The organism is Magnetococcales bacterium, assembly GCA_015231175.1.
GTDB lineage: Bacteria > Pseudomonadota > Magnetococcia > Magnetococcales > DC0425bin3 > HA3dbin3.
In genome coordinates, this window is the sequence record JADGBZ010000081.1 from 1 (window position 1) to 15,670 (window position 15,670).

At 56.6% G+C, this 15,670-nt stretch carries 7 protein-coding genes; 4 read left to right on the top strand and 3 right to left on the bottom strand.

The window, feature by feature from the left end; translation table 11 throughout:
- The 4 genes from HQL63_13490 to HQL63_13505 form a co-directional block, all read left to right on the top strand.
- The coding region (locus HQL63_13490; GenBank protein ID MBF0177842.1) for an OmpA family protein at positions 1-1,293 on the top strand (1,293 nt) is incomplete at its 5' end.
- Positions 1,294-1,349: 56 nt separating this feature from the next.
- A complete protein-coding gene (locus HQL63_13495) occupies positions 1,350-2,792 on the top strand; it encodes a YcjX family protein (GenBank protein MBF0177843.1) in 1,443 nt (480 codons plus the stop codon).
- Positions 2,786-3,976, top strand: coding sequence for a TIGR01620 family protein (locus HQL63_13500; GenBank protein ID MBF0177844.1), 1,191 nt, complete (start codon positions 2,786-2,788; stop codon positions 3,974-3,976). The genes HQL63_13495 and HQL63_13500 overlap by 7 nt, the downstream gene beginning before the upstream one ends.
- A 328-nt stretch (positions 3,977-4,304) precedes the next feature.
- Positions 4,305-7,796, top strand: coding sequence for a VWA domain-containing protein (locus HQL63_13505; protein MBF0177845.1), 3,492 nt, complete (start codon positions 4,305-4,307; stop codon positions 7,794-7,796).
- A 262-nt stretch (positions 7,797-8,058) separates the two neighbouring features.
- On the opposite strand, the gene HQL63_13510 is transcribed toward HQL63_13505, so the two are convergent.
- The 3 genes from HQL63_13510 to HQL63_13520 form a co-directional block, all read right to left on the bottom strand.
- The gene (locus tag HQL63_13510; protein ID MBF0177846.1) at positions 8,059-12,336 is read right to left on the bottom strand and encodes a DEAD/DEAH box helicase; all 4,278 of its coding nucleotides are present in this window, start codon (positions 12,334-12,336) and stop codon (positions 8,059-8,061) included.
- Positions 12,337-12,749: 413 nt separating this feature from the next.
- Entirely contained in the window at positions 12,750-14,159 is a 1,410-nt protein-coding gene (locus HQL63_13515) for a GGDEF domain-containing protein (protein ID MBF0177847.1), read from the bottom strand.
- Positions 14,160-14,248: 89 nt separating this feature from the next.
- Complete coding sequence (locus tag HQL63_13520) at positions 14,249-15,613, bottom strand: diguanylate cyclase (GenBank protein MBF0177848.1); 1,365 nt, start codon at positions 15,611-15,613, stop codon at positions 14,249-14,251.
- Between the last annotated feature and the right edge of the window lie 57 nt (positions 15,614-15,670).

The window sequence follows — 15,670 nt, forward strand, 5'->3', positions numbered from 1 at the left end:
GTCGCCACGGTCGAAAAAACACCGGTCGAGACTATCGTCAAGCCACCCGTCGCCACGGTCGAAAAAACGCCGGTCGAGACCAGCGTCAAGCCACCCGTCGCCACGGTCGAAAAAACGCCGGTCGAGACCAGCGTCAAGCCACCCGTCGCCATGGTCGAAAAGAAGCCCGACGCAACCTTCGTGAAACTGCCCGTCATCACGGCTCAACAAACGCCCGTAGCGACCAGCATCAAACCACCAGTCGACACAGCCCAACAGACTCCGGTCAAAACCAGCGTCAAACCGCCGGTCAGTACGCCCCAACAGACTCCGGTCGAAACCGTCACGCAGCATCCACCGGAGGAAGTCCGACAGCCTCCCTCGCCTACGCTTGCCAAACCCCCGGAAAAAACAGTCTGGCAAACAGTCATGGGCGCCTTTTTCAAGGCTCCTGAGCCCAAAAAGCATCCAGCTCCTGCTGCTGCACCCAGCCACCCTCCGGCAGCGTCCATCCGGCAGGAGGTGACAGCAGCTGAAACCGTCCGCCCGGCACAACCGGCCCAACAATCTCCGTATGAGGTGGTGGACAAAACACCCCTCGCGGTCACCCGGAAATCCATTTCCGGCAGGCCGGATGCCCAGGCGTTGCCGACACACGCGACAACCCAAACCACACCCACCCGCCATGACCCTCCGAACGCCTCCGGTATCGGCCCGAATCGGGAGATGTTGGGCATCACCCTGTGTACTGGCATCCATGTGCAAGAGAAAACGTTGCACTCCGCACCTGCACCGATTGGCACGCCTCTGGCGCAACTCTCCGACTGCTTCCAGCAACCAACGCCCGCGTTGCGCAACACAGCTCGCCATGACAACGCCAAAAAGTTCCTGAACTTGCCCCAGACCCTGTTGGTCTCCCCCCCGCATGCCGACCCTGGCGCCCCGGGGAGCAACAGCAAACTCCACAACCCTGATACCGATTTTCAGATCACCATCCGGTTTCCCCTCGGCGAGACCAGGCTTGACCAGGGCGTCAAGGCCCTGCTGGCATCCATCCACCACTATCTACAACGGGATACCCAGGCGCGGGTGTTGCTGCATGGCCATGCCGATCGATCAGGGCCAGAGGATTTCAACATGCTGCTCAGCCACGACAGGGCCCAAGGTGTCGCCGACTTTTTAGCCGCAAGCGGTATCCGCCCCGAGCGCATGGAGGTGAAAGGTTTTGGCTCTCTGCACCCCCTGGACCCGGGAGAGTCGGAAACTTCCCTGGCCCGCAACCGGCGTGTTGAAATCCGGGTTCTCGGGTATTAGCCTGTGGGAGGCAGGTTCAGTTACCAGAAAACCATTTCGAGGAGTGAGACAGCAACGTGGTCATCCCCCCCTTTTCCCTGACTCCACCCTCCTGGACAACACTCTGGTCGGGAACCCGCAAGGTGATGGAGGATGCCCTCCTCCTGGCCATGGACCAAACCGTGCGCCTGGCCGTCACTGGCTTGAACCAAAGTGGCAAAACGGTCTTTATCACGACCCTGATCCACCAATTGTTGCAGGGGCATCGGAGCAAACGCCTCCCCCTGTTCGGGGTGGTCGAAACCGGTCGCTTCCAGGGGGCCAAGGTGATCGAACAACCCAACCTGGATATCTCCACCTTTGGTTATGACCGGTTCATGTTGGCCTTAAACGGCTCCCCGCCTGCCTGGCCCCAGGCGACGGATGGACTGAGTGAAATCCGCCTGGCCATCCGCTACCGACCCAAAAAGGTCGTGCAAAAATATTTGCAACCTCTGGCCACCCTCTACCTGGACATCATCGACTATCCTGGCGAATGGCTGTTGGATCTCCCCATGCTGGATCTCTCCTTTGCCGCCTGGTCGGCGGAGACTCTGGTTCTGTGCGAACAGGAGCCCCGTCTCACCCTGGCCCGGGAGTGGCGCCACGCCCTGGCCAGCATCAACCCTTCCGCCCCGGCGGATGAAGAGGTCATCCGTCAGGTCAGCAAGTTGTTTACCCGATTTTTGCGCCGCTGCAAGGAGCCCGATGTCGGGTTGCATTTTTTGCAACCGGGCCGCTTTCTGATCCCGGGAGATCTGCTCGACACCCCTCTGCTGGCCTTCTGTCCGCTGCCAACACCCGCCAAGGGGACATACCCCTCCGGCTCCCTGTATGCCACCATGGAACAACGTTATCTGCTCTACCGGGACCGGGTGGTGCGTTCATTCTACAAAAAACATTTTTCCCGGTTTGATCGGCAAATCGTCCTGGTCGATCCCATGCGGGCCCTCAACAAAGGGTTCGGCAGCTTTTCCGATATGGAAAAAACCCTGCAATCAATCCTGAGCAGCTTCAATTATGGACCCGCCGGTCTCCTGCGCCGCCTGTTCAAGCCGCGTATCGATAAACTGTTATTTGCCGCTTCCAAGGTGGATCACGTAGCGGCCAACCAGCACCACAATCTGGAACGATTGTTGGAGCACCTGGTGGCCATCCCCACCAACAACGCCCTGTTCCATGGCGTACAGGTCAAGGCAATGACCCTGGCCTCCGTGCGATGTACCCAGACAGTCGTCCAGGAACACGATGGGCGCCGGCTCTCTTTTGTCCAGGGTATTCCCAAGGGGCGCAGCGAGGAGATCCTGCTGTTTCCCGGCGAAATCCCGGAGACCATTCCCGATCCCGCCGATTGGGATGCGGAACGGTTCCGTTTCCTGGAGTTTGAGCCCCGAGGCACGGGCAACTCCCGCGACGGCACCCTGCCCCATATCCGCGTGGATCAGGCCCTGGAGTTTTTATTGGGAGACAAACTGTGCTGAAGAGGGAGCGCTGGATGCCGCCCCTGGAGAGACATCCGGCAGCACCCGCTGCACCGCCTGCCGACAGCATGCCAGGCAGACCCGTCGTCCTGACCCCCCCTCCATCGACTGCGGCAGCAGCGGGTGCCCGGGATGAGCAAAACCACCCCACCACCGCCGATGCTCCCGGCAAGGAGAGCGATCCGCCCGGGTGGGAGGCCAACGACGCGGAACACCCGGACCCTGCACACGCTTCCGACTCCTACCCCGAGAATCTCCCGGCAACCGACCACTCCGTGGTGTGGAGACACCTGGGAACCCTCTGCCTGGTGCTCATGGGATCCTTCCTCCTGATCGTCCTGATCCAGGATTTGGTGCTGTTTTTAAAAAACGAACTCCACGCCCGCCCGCTGGTGGGTGGTATCTTATCCTTCCTGGCCCTGGGCGGCCTGGGCACCGCCATGATTTGGACCGCCCGGGAGTGGTATCGGCTTTCCCGGCTGCGGGAGCTGCGCCAACTCGCTGCGGAAGCCAAACGTCTGGCGGCCAACCGGGAGTTTTCCGGCGATGCGTGGGCCATGACCCAACGAATTGCCCCCCTTTATCAACACAACCCGGGAGCCATGGCCGGCCTGGAACGTTTCTATGACTCCGTGGATGATACGCTGGAAGATCCCCATATTTTGCAACTTTTTTCCCATCAGGTTTTGGGACCGGTCGATGCCCGGGCCATGCAGGTGGTGGTCCACCACGTCTCCAACACCACCCTGCTCACCGCCCTGAGTCCGTTGCCGCTGGTCGATGCCCTGGTGTTCCTTTGGCACAACATCCGCATGGTCCGCGCCGTCGCCCAGTGTTATGGCGTCCATCCCGGAACGGTCGGCAGCTGGATCCTGTTGCGGGACGGCTGCCAGGGACTCCTGGTGGCCGGCACCACCGACATCCTGGCCAACCATGTCGGCAACATTCTCGGCAACTCCCTGGCCACCATGTTTCTGGCCCGGGCCGGTCAGGGGATGGCCAACGGCCTCTTCACCGCCCGCATCGGCCTCCAGGCCATACGCCTGTGCCGCCCCCTTCCCTTCACGGCTGATGAACTTCCCGGCATGACCCGGCTGCGCAAAACCATGGCCGCCGCCCTGGCCCAGGCCTTTCAGGGGGGGGGAGAGAACAAAACTCCCGGCAAAGAGGTGCAACCTCGATAAGTCATTTTGCATCTGCCCAACCCTATCGTGGATCCCACTCCATTCTGCCAGGTTCTCCCCCATGACCACATGGATGATCATGACCTGCCCACACAAGGACAACAATAATAAAATGCCATGCAACACAACTACACTACAATGCGCTCGCGGCCATTATTTTAACATCATAACACAAGCAGATTGCACGAGAACAATCAAGTCGCCGGCAAAGAAAGCCGAATCTTTGCTCCACATGTCTTTTATTGTCACTTTTTTATTCACCATCTTTTCGTCGAACGCCTGGTCAGCACCGCAAGATATTTATTTCCTGTTGGATGTCTCAAAAGGCATGTTCAACATGAATCGCGATGCGGATTTGAAAGAGACCCTGTTTCGGTTTGTTTCAAACCTCCCGGCGGATGCGCAGTTTGGTCTCATTGTCATGGGTGCGGATGCCAAGGCATTGGTCAACCTGAGCCCACGCAGCCCCGCAAGACGAGATCATTTAAAAAATGGCCTGGCGTCAATCAAATATGATGACATTGACAGAAATATTCCGGATGCCCTCAAACAAGCCATGGACGGGTTCCGAACCCCCCAGGTACGCCGGGGAACCATGAAATCGATCATTCTGCTGGCGAATGGCGTCATCCATCTTAAAAATGATCAGGATGTTGCAGACAGAAAACATTGGCTGGATAATACATTGTTGCCCGAAGCAAAACGTGAGGGCATCCGCATATTCAGTCTTGCCTCAGCAAAAGATACCGACACCTCGTTATTGGAAAAACTCGCCGACCAAACGGGAGGAAAATATTATCCCTTCTCCACTGCTCAGAAGATACCGGCATCGTTGCAAGAGTTGCGCATTTTTCTGGCTTCCGCCGCAGAGGAACCCACACCGCAACAAACCGACCTGCGGAAGGCAACCGCGTCAACCCCGGGGGAGGCGTCCATTCCTACGGCAAATCAACAACCTGGCGCCATGACCGTGACGGTCGCTTCGCCCCAACCACAACCAAGCCAGGTTCCCCCCGTCAGCACAGCAGGACTGACCCATCAGACCCAGCCCACCAGCCCCCCCCCCACGGTGCCACCAGCACAAGATCCAGCGATACACCCGCTCCCGTCACAACCGCTTCAGCCATCAACACCATCAGCAGATGATCACAAACCACCACCCGTGCCGTCCCACCATGCGCAACCTTTGCCAAGCGATCACATTCCCGAAGCAACAAATTTCCATATGATGTCATCCATAAAGATTGCCCTGAGTCATCCTTTTGTTCTTATGATTTTAAACAGTTTATCCATCATTATTTTAGGATTTTTGATGGTCAAGACGACAAAAAGCAATTCAATAGCAACAAATACGTCTCTTCCACCTCCACATCCCGACAAGAGCGCTCCGGCATCAACCAAGGAAACAAAATTATCCTTGATCACCGACGACACAAAAGAGTTCTCACCCTTGCCGTCAAACCCGACCATCGCTGACTATACACGATATGGTTATGACTGTGCAAAACGCGGTTGGAAGGCTGACGACCTCGACATTTTGATGTTCGGTTTGGCTAAATTTGAAGGAAACATGGATATCGCACACCTGGTCAGCGTGGCTGCATTAAGCCTCGACAACTACAGCCTTGCCTACGATACGATCATCCGCCTGCTGCCCACGATCAAAGGCGGCATGGCAGCCCAAAATGTATCAAAAACAAACTTGGCCAGTTATGTTGTGCGTGGACGCAAAAAGATCAGCAGAGGTCACTATGTGGATGCCCTTGATATATTGCTGATAGCGAGAAATATTTACCCTGATGATACTGAGATTGCTTATCTGACTGGTTTGGCTGCGATGCGTTGCGGTTCTTATAGTATGGCCAGCGATATCATCAAACAATTGTTGGGAATCGTTTATTCAGACCAGAGAGTCATATTAGATCCCAAGTCATTGATCAAGCTTAAAGAACTCCCCATGCAATTGTCTGTGGATATTTTGAGTTTGGCGGGTCGACTTGCCAAGGAGTTGTTCTTCACCTCTTTGGCAGGTCAACTGGCCAAGGACAAGTTTTTTGCCGCGAATGCGAACGAACAACCCATCGACGAAAAATTGCGATGGCTTCTCCCCGCACCTGTGGAAGCCATGCTCCAACAGAGCCTGGCGGACCTGGATGTTGCTGGAATCATAGCGAATGCATCCGAACAGGCAAAAACCAAAGAGGTTGTCTTTCAACAATTCTGGGGAGAAACGGCGCGTCAGTGCTACTTGAATGCATTTGCCTACAGTGAACGGAGCGATCCTTTCCCGGCCATCAATGCCGCCACCGTCGGTTGGCTTTTGTTTTTGATGAAAGACAAGAAAGACGAACGATTAAGAAAAGAGACCCTCTCTCTTGTGGAAGAAATATGCAATATCTGTCTGGATAAAGAAAAAAATTCAGACGAAGCTTATTGGAATGCTGCCACCCTGGGAGAGGCCTACTTGATCCTTGGGGATGTGGAACGTTCGACAACCTGGTACAGCAAGGCCAAGCAACGTGCCAAGGACCGCACGGGGGACATCTCCACCATGTTTCATCAAATCTGCTTGTTGGAACAAAAACTTCACATTCCCGATCACGTCAAAAAGTTGTTCATTCCCAGGAAGGTTGCCGTGTTTGTCGGGCACATGATCGATGTACCTCATCGTCCCACCACACGATTTCCTCAGGCATGCGCCCAAGAAGCCAAGGAAAAAATCGGCGACATGATCGACAGGGAAAATATTGGTATTGGTTATTGTTCCCTGGCTTGTGGCGGAGACATCCTGTTTGCCGAACAAATGATCGAGAAAAAATTGGAGCTGCATCTGGTGCTCCCTTTCCCTGAGGAAGAGTTTATCCGCACCAGCGTCGCCATGGGTGGTCAAGAATGGGTCAAACGCTTTCTGCACATTCGCAACTCGGCAACAAAAATCACCTTCGCCGTGGATGAAACCTACCGAGACGATCCAAGCCTGTTCGTATTCAATGGTTTATTACTTGAGGGAATGGCCTTGACCGAGGCCAAACGATTGCAAACCAACGCCGTGATGATTGCCTTGATTCACTCCGATGCCACTTCAATACCGGGCGGAACCATAGAAAGTCTGCAACGCTGGCAGCAATACGGACGCAAAGCAGACGTGATCGATATCAAGTCGTTTACCACCCCCATGACAAAACAGGAACTCCTCCCACAACCCTCCGGCGGCCAAAAGAGCGGTCCCAAGCAAAAGCTCCCGCAAAAATCCTACGAAATCAAAACCATGCTCTTTGCTGACGTGGCAGGTTTCAGCCGCTTGGTCAAGGAACATCATACCCAGGCGTTTTATGTCAATTTTCTGGGCGCCATTGCAGACGTGCTCAAGCCCGCCATGCTTGAAACAGACCCCCCTGTTTTCCGCAACTCGTGGGGGGATGGTTTGTTTCTGGTCTTCGATCAGGTGGAAGAGGCCTGCGAGTGTGCCTTGAGATTGCGGAATATGGTCAACGAGAAGGATTGGCAGGCTGTAGGCTTGCCGCCAGGCGTCAACATACGCATCGCCCTGCACACTGGTCCGGTAACGCGAGGTTATGATGCCATCATTCGACGCAACAATTTCTTTGGCAGCCAGGTCAATCTCGCCGCCAGAGTTGAACCCGTGACCATTCCAGGGTCCATCTTTGTCACGGAACAGACTGCCGCCATGTTGGCCGCCCTGGAGCACCACTGTTATGCCTGTGACTACGTCGGCGAGAAAAAGTTACCGAAAAACGCCGGTTTCTGCAAACTCTTCCGCCTGCGCCACAGAGATGAGATGCGGCTGCTCGCTTCATAGACCTCTTGATGGAAAATGGGGTCGTGAGCGGGATCCATCCTGAACTACGGTACATGAAACGTAACTATTCACCACCCGCCAACGAATCGGGGTCCAGGGGGCTGACTCCCTGGCTTAGTCCAGGGCAGCGCCCTGGTGGGGTTCCCCTGGTGGGGTTCGGGGCGAAGCCCTGACAAAGGCTTTCCTGTCCAGGCTTTTCTTGCAAGGGTGGTGAATAGTTACCATGAAACATCCCCCAGCCCTATTCGATATTGCCATCATGTTAACTGCGCCCGCGAATCATGTCCAGCAGCTCCGCCACCGATAACTTTCCGCTCATGTCGCCCCCCTCCAGCAGACCATCGGCCAGGTTGCGCTTGTGCCGATGCAGATCCACGATCTTGGCCTCGATGGTCTCCTGCGTCACCAGGCGATAGATGGTCACCGGGCGCGTCTGCCCGATCCGGTGGGCGCGATCCGAAGCCTGGTCTTCCACCGCCGGGTTCCACCAGGGGTCCATGTGGATCACATAGTCCGCCGCCGTCAGGTTAATACCGACCCCTCCAGCCTTCAGGCTGATGAGAAACAAATCACCCTCCCCGGACTGAAAGGCATCCACACGACGTTGCCGCTCCTTGGCGGGGGTGCTGCCATCCAGATATTGATAGACCACTTTCTTTTCATCCAACAATGCCCTGATGATGGCGAGGTGATCGACGAACTGGCTGAACACAAGGGCTTTGTGCCGGTTCGCCAACAACTCCTCCACCACCTCCCAAAAAACGGCCAGCTTGGTACTCTCGATGGGACTGTCGGGCAACACCAGACGACTGTTGCAGCAGGCCCGCCGCAGCCGCATGATCTCGGCAAGAACCTGGAACCGTTTCTGCTCGGCAGGACCATCCAGATTTTCTATCTGTTCAATGGCCTTGCGGCGCAAGGTTTCGTAAAAGGCCATCTCTTCCGGACTCATCTCGACGTTCAACACGATTTCGGTTCGGGGCGGCAACTCTTCGAGAACCTGGCTCTTGGTGCGCCGGAGCAGGAAAGGCTGGATCCATTTCCGCAACCTTTTTTGGGCCTCCTTCTCCCCATGGCGTTCGATGGGGACGGCGAACCGTTCGTTGAATGCCTCCAACGAGCCCAGCAATCCGGGGTTGATGAACCGGAACAGATTCCACACCTCTCCCAGATGGTTTTCCAGGGGGGTACCAGTCATGATGATCCGAAAAGACCCGGTCAGAGCCATGACCGATTGGGAGCGTTTGGTCAGCCGATTTTTGATGGCCTGCGCCTCGTCCAGCACGACGACGTTCCATTTGATGGCGGCCAGCATGCCCGCTTCCTGCTGCAACAGACCATAACTGCAAATGACCACATCGAAGGATTGCAAGCCCCCCAAGATCTGCTGCCTTTGACCCCCACCAAACACGATACCACGCAGGGTGGGAGCAAAGCGGTCGATCTCTGCGATCCAGTTCAGGGCAACGGAAGTCGGGGCTACCACCAGCGACGGCCCCTCCTGGGCCCGATACAGCAGGAGCGCCAGGGCCTGCAAGGTCTTCCCAAGCCCCATGTCATCGGCCAGGCAGGCGCCAACACCCCAGGCCGCCAAGCGAGCCAGCCACTTGAAACCAGTGACCTGATAATCCCGCAACTCGGCCTGTAACGTGGAAGGTGGCTCTGGATCAAGACCCTGGGCCTGGTCAAAACGCTTGAGGTGGGCACGCCAATGCTGGTCGGTCTCGACCGTCCGGGCTTCGGCAAACAACTCCCGGAAAACCGGGCTGGCCAGGGGGTGAAAACGTTGTCCCTTGGCATTTTTTTCGGAAAAGGCGTCGATTTCTGCCAGACGTTTGCGGAATGTCTCCGTCAGTGCCACAAAGCGGCCTTCGCCCAAGGGAATAAAACGGCTCTTGCCGTCCCGCACCATATCCAGCAACCGACCCATCTCCACGACCAGATCCTCATCCAGGGAGATATCACCAGTCACCGAGAACCAATTCTGTTCACGCTGAATACGCACCCGCAAACCATCCATGGCCACAGGGGCGCTGACCCGCATCTTTTCCCCCTCGGGCCAGGCGATGACCACTTGATCCATCACCGTTTGCAGATCCAGGAGCAGCTCCAGGCAAACCTCTGGTTCTTCCAAAACCCACTCGGTCCGGCTCCACTCCCCGGTCAGGGGAGAACACTTCGCGATCAGCGCGTTGGCGCGGGTACTCTCGGCATCGAAGTCCCGATGGGTTTGCACCCGCTTGCCATTGACCTCGGCAATGATGGTGGCGCCCCCTTTGCCGGGTTGAAAATGGGGGCCATCGCCAGCAAAAGGACGCACCAGCAGGTTAACCTTGAGGCCATCGCCATGGGGCAGCAAATGAAGGTGTGGGGTGGCGTCAGCCGCAACCTCCTCGATATGGGCCATGCCGCCGCCAATGCCCGAGTGGATGGTCACCAGCGACGCGACCGCCTGCATGGCCTGCATCACCTGTTCCCTGGCCTTGACTGGAATCTTGAGACCCCGCCTACCCAGGATTTCGGCAATCTTCCTGTGGGCTGCGGTGATTTCAATCAGCTTGCAGCGGGTAGGTGTCTCCTGGAGAACCACAACCCCTTCTCTCTCCACCGGCGTGGCGAAGTAAACCTTGACCTTACCACCCTTTTGTTCGACCAACAGTTCCGGTTCAACCTTGACCACCTCGACGTTGACCAGGGGCAATTTTTCCCAGAATACGAGGGGATGTCCGACCATGGCCAACAAGGCCTTCTGCCAGTCAAACTCGTAGAACGTTCCGTCGTAATAATTGGTTTTCTGAGAGATTGTCGCACAAATCCGCCGATCCTGGTCGGTCAGAAAATTCATCTCTTCAGGGTTTCTGAACAACCGTTTCAAGGCCACCGGTCGCCCCTTGGACCAGAGGCCGGCGGCAGAGCGCAGCTGCTCCCGGGGCTGAATGCTGACGTGTTCCTCGTACAGAGCGATCATCCAGACCAGACGGCTGTTGCCATCGGCACTGGCCGCAACCTTGTTTTTGTCAGGGGTCGCCCCCATGGTGACCAATGCCTTCAGGGCACGTTCCCACCCTTCTTCCCGTGGCACGATGGGCAGCAGGCTGTGCAGGCCGGTCTCCTGCTGAATGGCAGTCGCGTACCCGGCAAAATCCGTTGCCCCCGGGTCCAGGGCAGCCATGAGTGCGGCACTTTCCATGGCTGCCCACAGGTGGCCATTCTCCTTGGCCCTCTCGAAGAGGGGCCGCAAGTCGGCAACGTGTCGACGGGCATGGTCGCCATCGATCCAATATCGAGCCAGCATCTTGAACAACTTGACCAGGAAAGGATCACGATCCGCTTCTGCCGCCCGGGCACTCTCCATGTCCTTTATGATCAATTCGCGCAGGACATCGGGGTCACCCATTCCACTTGGTACCATATCCTCCAGGAGCATTGACGCATCAACAATGCCCCCTTCGAGACACGCCAAGGCCTGGCTTGTCTGATTCTCTTGCGCCAAAAGCACGGCGTCCAGACAACGCAGGCTCGGGTTGGGCGAACTTTTGGGTGTCGTGCGCGCCAGGGTTAGGAGTTCGGCCAGCCGCATGCGACAGGCAGGATCCCCACTTTTCAACAAAGCGAGAAGAAAAAAGAGACCACTCAGTGTCCCGACCACGATCCTGCGTTTGTCGGCATGTTTTTTGGCGTGTTTCATGGCCGCTTCGTAAGCATGGATGGCCTTCTCGTTCTCGCCGCGCAAGAAACAAATCCACCCCTGCAACTGGAGATCGCTGCCCACCGGTTCCGCAGCATCCAAAATGACCTGGGCTTCAGCAATGTGCCCCTGAAAAACAAGAGTGGCGACCAACAATCTCCTGAATCGAGACCCCACCATGGCGTCCGGGTGATGGCGGTGTTCACTCAGTAGCCGCAACACATCCGCAACGTCGGAAAAATTCTCCAAATAGTCAGCAACAATCTCTTCCAGAGCCTCTACCTGAATGGCATGCGGCAGATCCCGAAACCACGCAACATCCAAAGGGGTAGCGCAGATGATGACAAAAAGACGGTGTCGCGCCATTTTCTCGGGAAACTGCTTGTGGGCAGCCTCCAGAATGGCGATCATCGATCTGGTATCATGCGCAAAAATGGCGATGCGCAGTTCCCGCAGGCACCCTTCAAAGGTGATAAACCTCCCCTCATAATAATAAGATGGGGAGACCGAGTTGATAGCTGCAACCATCTTCTGGAACCGGCCCGCAGCAACAGCCGCCTGGGTTACATGGTTGGCGATCTCCGCAATGCAGAAAAACTTGACATATGAGTCGAGGGCAACCAGACCGGCCTTCTGCATCCTCTCAAGAATGGGCAGCAGTGCCACGGCGGACAAGGGTTTGCCATTATTGCCAACGACACCCAATCTCAACAAACAGGACAGGAGACTCTTCCGGCTCACCGGTGTCATCAGGATGGAGAGCACTTGCAAGACCGACTGTTCAGTTGCCGTCAACGTGCTGTAATGATCCCGGAGTTCCTGAATCGACGGGTTTTGCTGCGCGGATGTCATAAGATGGCTGACCCCCTGTTCCCGCCTGGCACCTGTGTCAACGGCAGCGCACGGTCAGGCACCCTTTTCTCCTGATGGGCTTCGATACCATAAAGGGTTGTGCTTCCCGTGCGCGAAACTGGTACAGCTCCTCTTTGTTCGCCTCTGCCACGCCAAAAGTATCACCCAAGGTATTGCTCTACACGTACCGCCATTCTGCCACAAACAAAATAGCCTTGTCAAACACTGCACATGGGCACAAAACGTATATTTTAGCCTGGATAGGAAAGCCCTTGTCAGGGCTTCGTCCCGAACTCCACCAGGACTCTGTACTGGGCCTGCCAGGGAGTCAGCCTTCTGGATCCCGATGCATTGCCGGGTGGTGAATGGTTGCTTATGATCGTACATTTTGGGGGGTATGGCCGATGCGGTGATCAAGGCCCATCTTCGGTGACGACATGGCAGCCTGTACCACCCAGTTCACTGGCCGCAAGGGCGCGGCGGCCCGCCTGATAGAGCATGTCGTTTTCCGTCATGCCAGGGCGAAAGGTGACCACGCCGAACCAACCTCGCAGCAAAATTCTGTTGCCCCCAACCTTGAATATGGTATAATCCAACATATTGATAATACTGTTAATTTTTTCAACCGCGGCGGACAGGTCGTTCTCCGGGAACAGAATGGCGAAACGATCCACCTCCAGTCGTGCAAGGAGATCCCGCGTCCGCAGGAGTTGCCCCATGCGTTTTCCCAGGGTTTTGACCAGGCGTATCTCCCGCTTGGGCCCCAGGCGTTTGCTGAGGGCCACAAAATCATCCACCACAAACATGGCCAGTGTGAAGGTACTTTCCAGGTTGGCGGCCTGCTCCAGGCTGCGGCGAAAATGACCGGACAAGGCATACCGGGTGGGTACCCCCGTGGCTGGATCCATCAAGTGCCGGTCGCGGACGGCAGCCAACTCCTTGTCCAACTCCAGCAATTTTTCCTGACCGGAAACGATCTGTTCCTGATTTTTTTGCAATTTGTCCTTCAGGCTGCGTGTATGTTCGCGCACCAGACGCACGTCATCCAAAAAGGCCGTGCGCAGGGAGTGGATGTTTTCCGGATGGTCGCTGCTCTGAATCCGCTGGGCCAATTCCAACAGGCGATGATCGACACGACCCATCTCTTCCATCGTGCCCATCAAGCTGCTGGCCACATCGACCATGGTCTCTTTGAGCAGTGCGCGTTCGCGTCGCCAGACCGAGCGGGTCACCTGACCATGACGGGTTATTTTGATCAAAAATTCCTGAATCTCAGGCCATACGGCTCCCGTCGGGGTCGCACGCGCCTGATGGTCCAGGTTATCCGCTGATTCCAGAATCCAGGGTTCGTCCTCACCCAACAGGCGCAAGGCGTCCAACAGGTGGATGTGCATGGCATCTGGTGGTGACACCGACACATTTTCCTTGGTTTCGGGCGTGTCATCTCTCTCCGCATCCACCTCATCATGGCGATCCAGCAGGGCATGATCAGGATGATCGGGATGGTCAGGATGGATCAACCGTGAACGCACCAAATCCAGTTGACTGGCAATCTCAGAGGTTTGCAGGGAGGTCGATTGACGGATCAGACGGAGCAAACGGTCAAAATGGGCTTTCTGTTCGGGGTCATCGGGTAACAGGGGAGACACCATGAGATGCAGGAGCCGTTCGGCCACCTGTTTGGCTTCAACCAAACCCAAAACACCTGCCTCACCCGCCAACAACTGCTCGACCAGCATGCGGGCGGCCTGGAGATCGGGACGGGATTCACACAACAAATTCCGCAGACGTTCCAGTCGAGTTGCCGGGAATGATGTCTCCATGCGCCTATACCTTCCTGGGAAGCCACGGGAACCACAACCCATCTCCGTGTGGATCGCTTGACCATGCCCCACACCTGCAACTTTATCCGTCATCCGGGCGTGATGTGTCCATTCGCCGTTATCAGGTCGCCGGGAGGCCGATACGCCGCCATACGGATACGCAGACCAGAATTTTTCATGGCCACAGCCTCGGTCAGCGCCGCGTCGGCCTGTACCAGCATGGCCTGCTCATTCCAGGCCGGATGATGCACCGCGCCGCCAAACACCGGTCGCACAGCCAGAGATTGTGCCCCCATGCGAAACCGAAGCGCATCGAACATATCGTGAATCTGGGAAGCTGCACCCATGGCGCGTTCCCCCCCCCCTTTGGGCAAAATCATGGCAAAATTTTCTACGTTCAAACGTGCCAGATAAATCTCAGGTTCCACTTTGCCCCGCATCCGTTTTGCCAGGGCCAACAGCAACCTTTTGCTCTCTTTTTCCGACAGGCCATCCAAGAGCGGTCCCAACCCTTCGATGCGGCACAGCAGCAGGACAAACGGCTCCTGAAGGTGCAACGCCCGCTCCGTATGGCGAGTCAAATGTGCCGAAAAGGAGAATCGATTGGGCAAACCCGACAAGGGATCAATCAACTGCTCATCCTGACTGGCCAGCAGAGCCGCCTCCATCTGGTGCAAGCGCTCTCGGGCGCGCAACAGCATGACCTTCCCCGATTCAACCTGTTCACGCAGGGAATGGGCGTACTGCTGAAACTCCTCCGCCTCGCGCAACAGAACCTTGCGCAACTCTTCCAGATCTGTCAACCGGTCACTGCCGCGCAGGCGTTCGACCGCCTGGTCGATTCCCTCGCCTGTTCGCCCCATGCCCTGGAGCAGACTGCCAAAAAGGACGACCATATCCAGCAAGGTTTTTTTGAGCTCATCCCGCTCCTGTTGCCAGGCGGACCGTCCCAGATCCTCCTGAACGACGATGCCACTCAGCAAGGTGTGAAGATCCTTCCACGACACCTCCGCGCCGGGGGGCCCCAGTTTCGCAAGGGCCTCGGCCAAGCGAGGATCCTGTGTGCCCAACTGGCGCAGAACGACCAACAACCTTTCGCGGAATGTTTCGGGTGGTTTTGCATCCTTGTCATGTTGCCTGGAAATCTCTTCCTTGATCCAGGTTGCGATCTGGCTGACGGTCGCGTTAATGGAAGCGGGAGTCAATTGCGTCGCGGCACGAATTTGCCGGCCAAGCCGTTCGACATCGGCCTCACGCTCCCTGTCCTGTGCCAAAACCGGCTTGACCAAGGCGTCCAGGAGCAGGTAGCAAACGGACCGCGCATCCTCGATGGAGGCCACCCAGGGCTGCCGGACAAGGATCTCCTTGATCTGGCGTTTGGCTTCAGTGCTGGCGGGAGGGTCTCTCTCCAGACTCTTCAAGACCCTTTCCAGAAAAGTTTCCATCGTTTCCAAGGCTAGTGGCTCAACCGTGTTGAATTGATGTGCAGAAATGTTCCAATGCTCCGGGAA

Coding starts and splice junctions, on each gene's coding strand:
- HQL63_13505 (MBF0177845.1), top strand. CDS start 4,305: ATGTTCAACATGAATCGCGATGCGGATTTGAAAGAGACCCTGTTTCGG.
- HQL63_13510 (MBF0177846.1), bottom strand. CDS start 12,336: ATGACATCCGCGCAGCAAAACCCGTCGATTCAGGAACTCCGGGATCAT.
- HQL63_13515 (MBF0177847.1), bottom strand. CDS start 14,159: ATGGAGACATCATTCCCGGCAACTCGACTGGAACGTCTGCGGAATTTG.